Genomic DNA, 6,813 nt, shown 5'->3' on the forward strand with positions numbered 1-6,813 from the left:
TCCTCAGAACACCGTGGTCAGGGCCAGGTCGTGGAAGCGCTCGACGATTGGCCTGATCCGCGACGAGGTCATGGCGCTGTCCTCCTCGAAGTAATACAGGTCGGTCATGTCGCGCATCACTTCCAGCATCACCCGCGAACGCTCGGCGGCGCGGATCTCGTAGCGCTGCAGGGCGCTGTCGAGGCGCTCGTCGCAGCAGCCGACCAGGGCCTGGGCGAGCATGAAGGCGTTCTCCAGGCCCAGGGTCAGGCCGTAGCCGAGGGTCGGCAGCATGGCGTGGATGCTGTCGCCGAGCATCACCACGCGGCCGTTCTGCCAGCAGCCGGCGCCGGTCAGCGCCATCATCTTGTGGGTGAGGATCTGCTCGTGCTCGGTGGCTTCCATCATCCGCACCACATCCGGCGGCAGGTCGGCGAACAGCCGCACCAGGCCGTCGCGGTCGAGCAGCGGCTGGTTGCGGTGCTGGTAGGCGGCAAACCAGTAGCGGTACGGGCGGTCGGCCGCCAGCGGGTAGGTGACCACCCGCGAGAACTCCGAGGCGAAGATCTGGCAACGGTCGGGCAGCAGCAGCGGCGAGTCGAACTCGACCATGCCGCGGCTGGCCACCAGGCCCGTGTCATAGGGCGTCAGCCCTGGCTCCAGGCACTGGCGCACGGTGGAGCCGACGCCGTCGCTGCCGATCACCAGGTCGAAGTCTTCCTGCTCGCCGTTGCTGAAGGTGACCCGCGCCTGTTCGCCGACCTTCTCCACCTTCTCGCAACCCATCTGGTAGCGGATCTGCCCCGGCGCCAGGCGTTCGCGCAGCAGGCCGAACAGCTCGGGGCGCGGGAACATCACCGCCGGCGCCGGGATCCCCAGGCCGTCCGGGCGTACCGGCTGGCTGTGGATCAGGCGACCGTCGCGGCCATGGGTGTCGAGGAACTCGATGGCCTTGCCGCGGCCGATGAAACCGGTGTCGTTGAACAGGAAGCGCAGCACCTGCACGCCCTGGGGCCAGACGTAGATGCCGGTGCCCGAGTCGCGCGGGCCATGGGCCCGCTCGTACACCGTGGCCTCGAGGCCGAAGCGCTTGAGAATCAGGGCGCAGGCCAAGCCATTGAGGCCGGCGCCGATGATCGCGATCTTCATGCGGCCACCTCGCTCAAGGTGTTCCAGCTCTGGCCGCTCATGCGGTAGCGGCGCTGCAGCAGGCACAGGCTGGTCAGCTCCATCAGCATCGGGTCGAGCAGGCCTTGTTCCTGGGCGCTGAGGGTCGGCAGTTGCTTGAGCAGGCTGCGTACCTTGGCCGCATCGAAGAACGGCAGCGCGTCCAGGTCACGGCTGTGCAGGGTGTCCTGCACCAGTTGCCACAGTCGGCCTTGCTGCTGCAGGGTGGCCGGCGGCGCGCGGAAGTAGTGCTTCTTGCGCTCGTACAGGGCCTTGGGCAGGTAAGGGCGCATGGCTTCGCGGAACACGTACTTCTCGGTGGCGCCGCGCACCTTCATCCACACCGGCAGTTGGCAGGCCAGTTCGACCACGTGGTGGTCGAGCAGCGGCACGCGGCCTTCGATGCTGTTGGCCATCTCCATGCGGTCGCCCAGGGTGGTGAGGACGAAGTTCGGCAGGTACGACTTGGCCCACAGGTACATGGAGTTGTGCACCGGGTCGCGGTCGGCGAGCTTGCCGTGGTCGAGACGGTCGAAGAACTGGCGGTACGGGTCGACGCCGGTGAAGTGGTCGCGGAAGTCGCCGCGGTACAGGCTCTCCAGGGCCTTGAACCAGCCGGCCTGGTTGTCCAGCCACGACACGCCGTGCTTGAGCTGGTCGACCATCCAGTGGATGTCGTGGGGCATGTGCGCGTTGGTGTAGCCCTGCTCGTTGGCCTGGATGCGCTGGCGCAGCAGGTCGATGACTTTCGGGTCTTGTTGTTCGTTGTTGTACAGCAGCATGTCGCGGCGGAAGTGCGGGTAGCCGGCGAATACTTCGTCGGCGCCTTCGCCGGTCAGCACCACCTTCAGGCCGGCCTTGCGCACTTCCTTGCTGAGGATGTACTTGGCCACGCCGTGGGCGTTGAAGAACGGCGTCTCGTTGTGCCACACCGCCTGCTCGAAGTTGTCGGCCAGGTCGTCCTGGGTGATCTCGATGGTGTGGAAGCGCGCGCCGTTGTGCTCGGCGGCCATGCGCGCGAAACGGTTCTCGTCGTAGTCGTCCATGTCGGTGAACGACAGGTTGAAGGCATCCAGCGGCTCGCCCTTGAGGGCGGTAGCCATGCCCAGCATCGCCGAGGAGTCGATGCCGCCGCTCAGGTACACGCCCATCGGCACGTCGGCGCGCAGGCGCAGGCGCACGGCTTCTTCGATGGCGGCGCGCACGGATTCGATCATGCCGGCCTCGTCGCTCGGCGCCGGGGTGTCGCGGCGGGCGAATTCCATGTCCCAGTAGCGGCCGCTGTGCAGGCCGCCGTGGTCGACCATCACCCAGCAGCCCGGCTGCACGCTGCGCACGCCTTCGAACAAGGTGTGGTCGCGCAGGTAGAAGGCGCGGCTGGCATAGGCGTTCTCGTCCCAGGTCGGGTTGACGCCGGCGGCCAGCAGGGCCTTGATCTCGGAGGCGAAGTACCAGTTGCCTTCATGCTGGGTGTAGAACAGCGGCTTGATGCCCAGGCGGTCGCGCACCGCCAGCATCAGGCGGCGACGGCGGTCGAACAGGACCATGGCGAACTCGCCGCGCAGCTCCTTGAGCCCGGCCATGCCGGAGCGGCGGTACAGGTGCAGGGCGATCTCGCTGTCCGAGGCGGTCTTGAAGATCGCGCCTTCGGCCTGCAGCTCGGCGCGGATGCGCTCGTGGTCGTAGAACTCACCGTTGACGATCACCGCCAGGTCGCCTTCGTCGGCGACGATCGGCTGCATGCCGTTGTCCAGGCCGATGATGCTCAGGCGGGTATGGCCGAGCACGGCGCGCTCGCCCGGGTCACGCCACAGGCTGTGCTCGTCCGGGCCGCGGTGGTTGATGGCGGCCAGGGCGTCAAGGATCGACTGGTCGCTGATGCTGTTGCGTTTGGACTGGTAGACACCGATGAAACCACACATGGCAAAATCCTTTTCTCATAGGTCGGGCGTCGTCGGCGACGCCGGAACGGCGCGGGCTTCGTGGTCCGCGCACCCAGGGTTCATTGCGCCCAGTCGGGGCGGCTGCGTTCGAAGAAGGCGGCAAGACCGTGCTGGCCCTCGCTGGAGGTGCGCAGGCGGGCGATCAGCTGCAGGTTGCAACCCTGCTCGTCGAGCAGGTGGTCGCGGCCTGCCAGGCGCGCCAGCATCTGCTTGATCTCGCGACTGGCCTGGGGGCCGGTCTGCAGCAGGGTGGCCAGCCAGCGGTCACGGGCCTGCTCCAGCTCGGCGGCGGGCACCAGGCGGTGGACCAGCTGCAGGCGCAGCGCGTCCTCGGCGCCGAACACCTCGGCCGAGAGCATGTAGCGCCGTGCCTGGCGCACGCCCATGGCGCGCACCACGTAGGGGCTGATCAAGGCCGGGGCCAGGCCCAGGCGCGCCTCGCTGAAGCAGAAGCGCGCATCCTCGGCGGCCAGCACGTGGTCGGCGCAGCACAAGAGGCCCAACGCCCCGCCGAACACCGCGCCGCGGGCCAGCATCAGCACCGGCACCGGGAAGTCGTCCAGGCGCTGCAGGACGTTGGCCAGCAGGCTGGCGTCCTCCAGGTTGCGCGCATGGTCGAACTCGCGGCTGCGGCGCATCCACTCCAGGTCCGCCCCGGTGCACAGGTGCTCGCCGGCGCCGTCGAGCACCAGGGCGCGCAGCCCAGGGTGCTCGACGAGGGCCTGCAACTGCTCGTGCAAGGCCCCGAGCAGGGCCTCGTCGAGGGCGTTGCCGGCATGCGGACGGTTCAGGGTCAGGCAGGCGACCGCAGGTTGCGGCCAGCTCAGCAGCACGTCGCTCATGGTCGTCAGCTCGCCATCTTCAGGGACAGGGCGGTGCTCTCGTACTGACGGCGATAGCCCTCGCAACCGCCGTAGCGGAACGCGCCGCCGGTGACGTACGGCGTGCTGTAGTCGGCCACGGCCGGGTGGTTGTCGCCGTAGAACCAGGTGCTGTACTGCTCATGGCCCAGGCGGGTGCGGCTGGCCAACATGCGCGCATGCGCCTTGCGCCGCGAATGGGCCTGGTAGCCCGGCACCACGGTGGCGCTGAAGAACTCGCCGACGCTGCCCGAACCGTAGCTGAACAGGCCGATGTTGCGCCCGGTCAGGTCCTCGTCGCTGTTGTCCAGCAGCGACAGCAGGGCGATGTACAGCGAGGCGGTGTAGCAGTTGCCGATGGCCTTGCCGTACAGCTGGCTGGTGGAGTAGGCCTTCTCGCCCAGGGCCTTGGCTGCTTCAGGCTCGATCGCCTCGAACACCGAGAAGGCCTTCTTCGCCATCTTGGTGAACGGCTGGTGGAAGCACAGGAAGCTCATGTCTTCCAGGCCCAGGCCGCCGTCGGCGCGGTAGCTCTGCCAGGCGTTGCGCAGCGACTCCAGGTAGACCTCGATCGACAGCTTGCCGTCGACCAGCGCGGTGCTGCGCAGGTTCGGCCGCCAGAAGTCCGAGACGTCCAGGCTGTAGCGGCCCTGGTGCGGGTGCAGCTCCAGCAGGCGCGGGTTCTCGGCCACGATCATGGCCACGGCGCCGGCGCCCTGGGTGCATTCGCCCTCGGAGTTCTGCTCGTAGCGGGCGATGTCGGTGGCGATCACCAGCACCTTTTCGTGAGGACGCTGGGCGACCAGCGCACGGGCCATCTGCAAGCCGGCGGTGGCGCCGTAGCAGGCCTGCTTGAACTCCACCACGCGGCAGTCGGCGCGCAGGCCGAGCAGGCTGTGGACGAACAGGCCGGCGGCCTTGGACTGGTCGATGCCGCTCTCGGTGGCGAGGATCACCGTGGCGATCGAGGCGCGGCTGGCGTCATCGAGCAGCGGCAGGGCGGCGTTGGCCGCCAGGGTCACGATGTCTTCGTCCGGGGCCGGTACGGCCATGAACTCCTGGCCGATGCCGACCAGGTATTTCTGCGGGTCGATACCGTGCCGTTCGGCAAGTTCTTCCAGTGCGAAAAAGTGTTGCGGTACAGACAGCCCAATATCATCAATGCCGATTTTCATGTGTATGCCCAATTATTTTTCACTGTTGAAAAAATCCCAAAATACACAACCGGTCTTGTTGTTCCGGTGCCAGTCCCTGCTGGCCATTTAATTATTGCGGCTGAAGCTTTTGCCAAAAAAAGCGAATAATTCCGATGGGATTGATGACGCCTGTTCATGGTTTTCTTGGCTATTAAGTTATGCATTTTTTTAGCGCGCGCAGGCGCAGGCCCCGTGCTGTCACGCGGCTTTCATAAAAGGCTTGGGAAGGGATTGTCGAACAATATGGCAATTAAAATTTTCAATTGTTTTAATATGAAAATTTTATGGCGTTATCGCCTTTTATTTTGCCGTGTTGTTCCGGCTATTGTTTTATGCCGTATCGCTTGTGCATATCTGCATGGGGGACGCTCCTTGTCCATTATTCATCCATTAGTGCCAGGCACTGTGCGGGACGTTGTTGTCGCACGAAGCGGCCTGGGCGAATAGTGACAAAAAGTGCGTGCATCACGGCACGGTCTTCATGTGTTGGCGGCAGCTGTGGTACAACGCCGCAGGACAACGGATTCGTCGCCCGGTTTTCGGGCACACAAGGAGGTGATGGTGTTTTCCAAGATCAGTCTCGATCAGTGGCGCGCGTTCGTCTGCACGGTCGAGTGCGGCGGTTTCCAGCAGGCCGGCGAGCACATGTACAAGTCCCAGTCGGCCATCAGCCACTCGGTCAACCGCATGGAAATGCTCCTGGGCCAGGAGCTGTTCATCATCGAAGGCCGCAAGGCCGTGCTCACCTCGCTGGGCAAGGCGCTGCTGCCCCAGGCCAAGCATCTGCTAGGCGCGGCGCAGAAGCTCGAGCACCTGGCCAACCAGTACCAGCCGGGGTTGTTCACCGAACAGGCGCTGGCGGTGGATGTGCTGTTCCCCATCGAATTGCTGCAGCAGGCATTGCAGGAGTTTGCGCTTGAGTACAAGGATCACCGTATCCGCCTGTACGAGACGGCGTTGTCCGGGGCCCGAGAGCTGCTCGAAGACGGCAAGGTCGAGCTGGGTATCGCCAGCAGCCTGCCTTCCGGCTACTTGCAGGAGTTCCTGCTCAATGTCTCGTTGATCTGCGTGGTGGGAGCCAGCCACCCGCTCAGCGAGGCGCAGGGCGAGTTGAGCCTGGACGACATGAAGAACCACCGGCAGGTGGTGATCCGCGATTCCGGCACGCGCAATTCGCAGAACAGCGGCTGGCTGGGGACCTCGCAGCGCTGGACGGTTAGCAGCCTGGCGGCGGCCGAGAGCTTCGTCGAGCGGGGGATGGGCTTTGCCTGGCTGCCGGAGCACCGGGTGCAGCAGGGGTTGGCGCAAGGACGGTTGGTGCGGGTCAACCTGCAGCATCAGCGGGAGCGGGAGGTGCCGATGTACATGGGGTATCCCGAGGAATATCGGCACAGTCCCGAGGTGCGCTTGCTGGCGCAGATACTGCGGGAGCGGTGCCGGGAGTATCGGCCGGTTGTTGCTTGATGGATCGTTGGGGCTGGTTTCGAGGGATGTAGGCGCATTCATTTGTGATGTCGACGCTTAGTCACCTTTCCGCCCTTACGGCGGGTCCCTTTTTGAAGGATCAAAAAGGAACCAAAAAATCCTCGCTGGTATGACTCACCCACATGGGTTACAAATCAGTTCACGCACATAGGTAACAGTCTTTAACTGGCAGGGTCGGTTTTC

General features: G+C 65.1%; 5 protein-coding genes. 1 reads left to right on the top strand and 4 read right to left on the bottom strand.

The features are described 5' to 3' along the window. Positions 1-3: 3 nt before the first annotated feature. From OH705_RS16175 to OH705_RS16190, 4 genes are all read right to left on the bottom strand, one after another. Positions 4-1,128 (bottom strand): FAD-dependent oxidoreductase, encoded by a 1,125-nt coding sequence (locus tag OH705_RS16175; RefSeq protein ID WP_038705689.1) that lies wholly within the window; start codon positions 1,126-1,128, stop codon positions 4-6. Beyond that, positions 1,125-3,068, bottom strand: coding sequence for an asparagine synthase (glutamine-hydrolyzing) (gene asnB / locus OH705_RS16180; RefSeq protein WP_094010623.1), 1,944 nt, complete (start codon positions 3,066-3,068; stop codon positions 1,125-1,127). The genes OH705_RS16175 and asnB overlap by 4 nt, the downstream gene beginning before the upstream one ends. 80 nt (positions 3,069-3,148) lie before the next feature. Beyond that, a complete protein-coding gene (locus OH705_RS16185) occupies positions 3,149-3,931 on the bottom strand; it encodes an enoyl-CoA hydratase-related protein (RefSeq protein WP_094010622.1) in 783 nt (260 codons plus the stop codon). A 5-nt stretch (positions 3,932-3,936) separates the two neighbouring features. Further along, positions 3,937-5,124: a hydroxymethylglutaryl-CoA synthase gene (locus OH705_RS16190; RefSeq protein ID WP_038705691.1), complete on the bottom strand. Its 1,188-nt coding sequence runs from the start codon at positions 5,122-5,124 to the stop codon at positions 3,937-3,939. Between the two features lie 582 nt (positions 5,125-5,706). Between OH705_RS16190 and OH705_RS16195 the strand changes: the two genes are divergently transcribed. Then, a complete protein-coding gene (locus OH705_RS16195) occupies positions 5,707-6,609 on the top strand; it encodes a LysR family transcriptional regulator (RefSeq protein WP_263158532.1) in 903 nt (300 codons plus the stop codon). The last annotated feature ends 204 nt before the right edge of the window (positions 6,610-6,813 follow it).

Origin of the sequence: Pseudomonas sp. BJa3 (assembly GCF_026343815.1) — a bacterium.
Taxonomy (GTDB): Bacteria; Pseudomonadota; Gammaproteobacteria; order Pseudomonadales; family Pseudomonadaceae; genus Aquipseudomonas; species Aquipseudomonas soli.

Excerpts from the sequence above, each read along its gene's own strand:
- OH705_RS16190 (WP_038705691.1), bottom strand. The coding sequence starts at position 5,124 with ATGAAAATCGGCATTGATGATATTGGGCTGTCTGTACCGCAACACTTT.
- asnB (WP_094010623.1), bottom strand. The coding sequence starts at position 3,068 with ATGTGTGGTTTCATCGGTGTCTACCAGTCCAAACGCAACAGCATCAGC.
- OH705_RS16185 (WP_094010622.1), bottom strand. The coding sequence starts at position 3,931 with ATGAGCGACGTGCTGCTGAGCTGGCCGCAACCTGCGGTCGCCTGCCTG.
- OH705_RS16175 (WP_038705689.1), bottom strand. The coding sequence starts at position 1,128 with ATGAAGATCGCGATCATCGGCGCCGGCCTCAATGGCTTGGCCTGCGCC.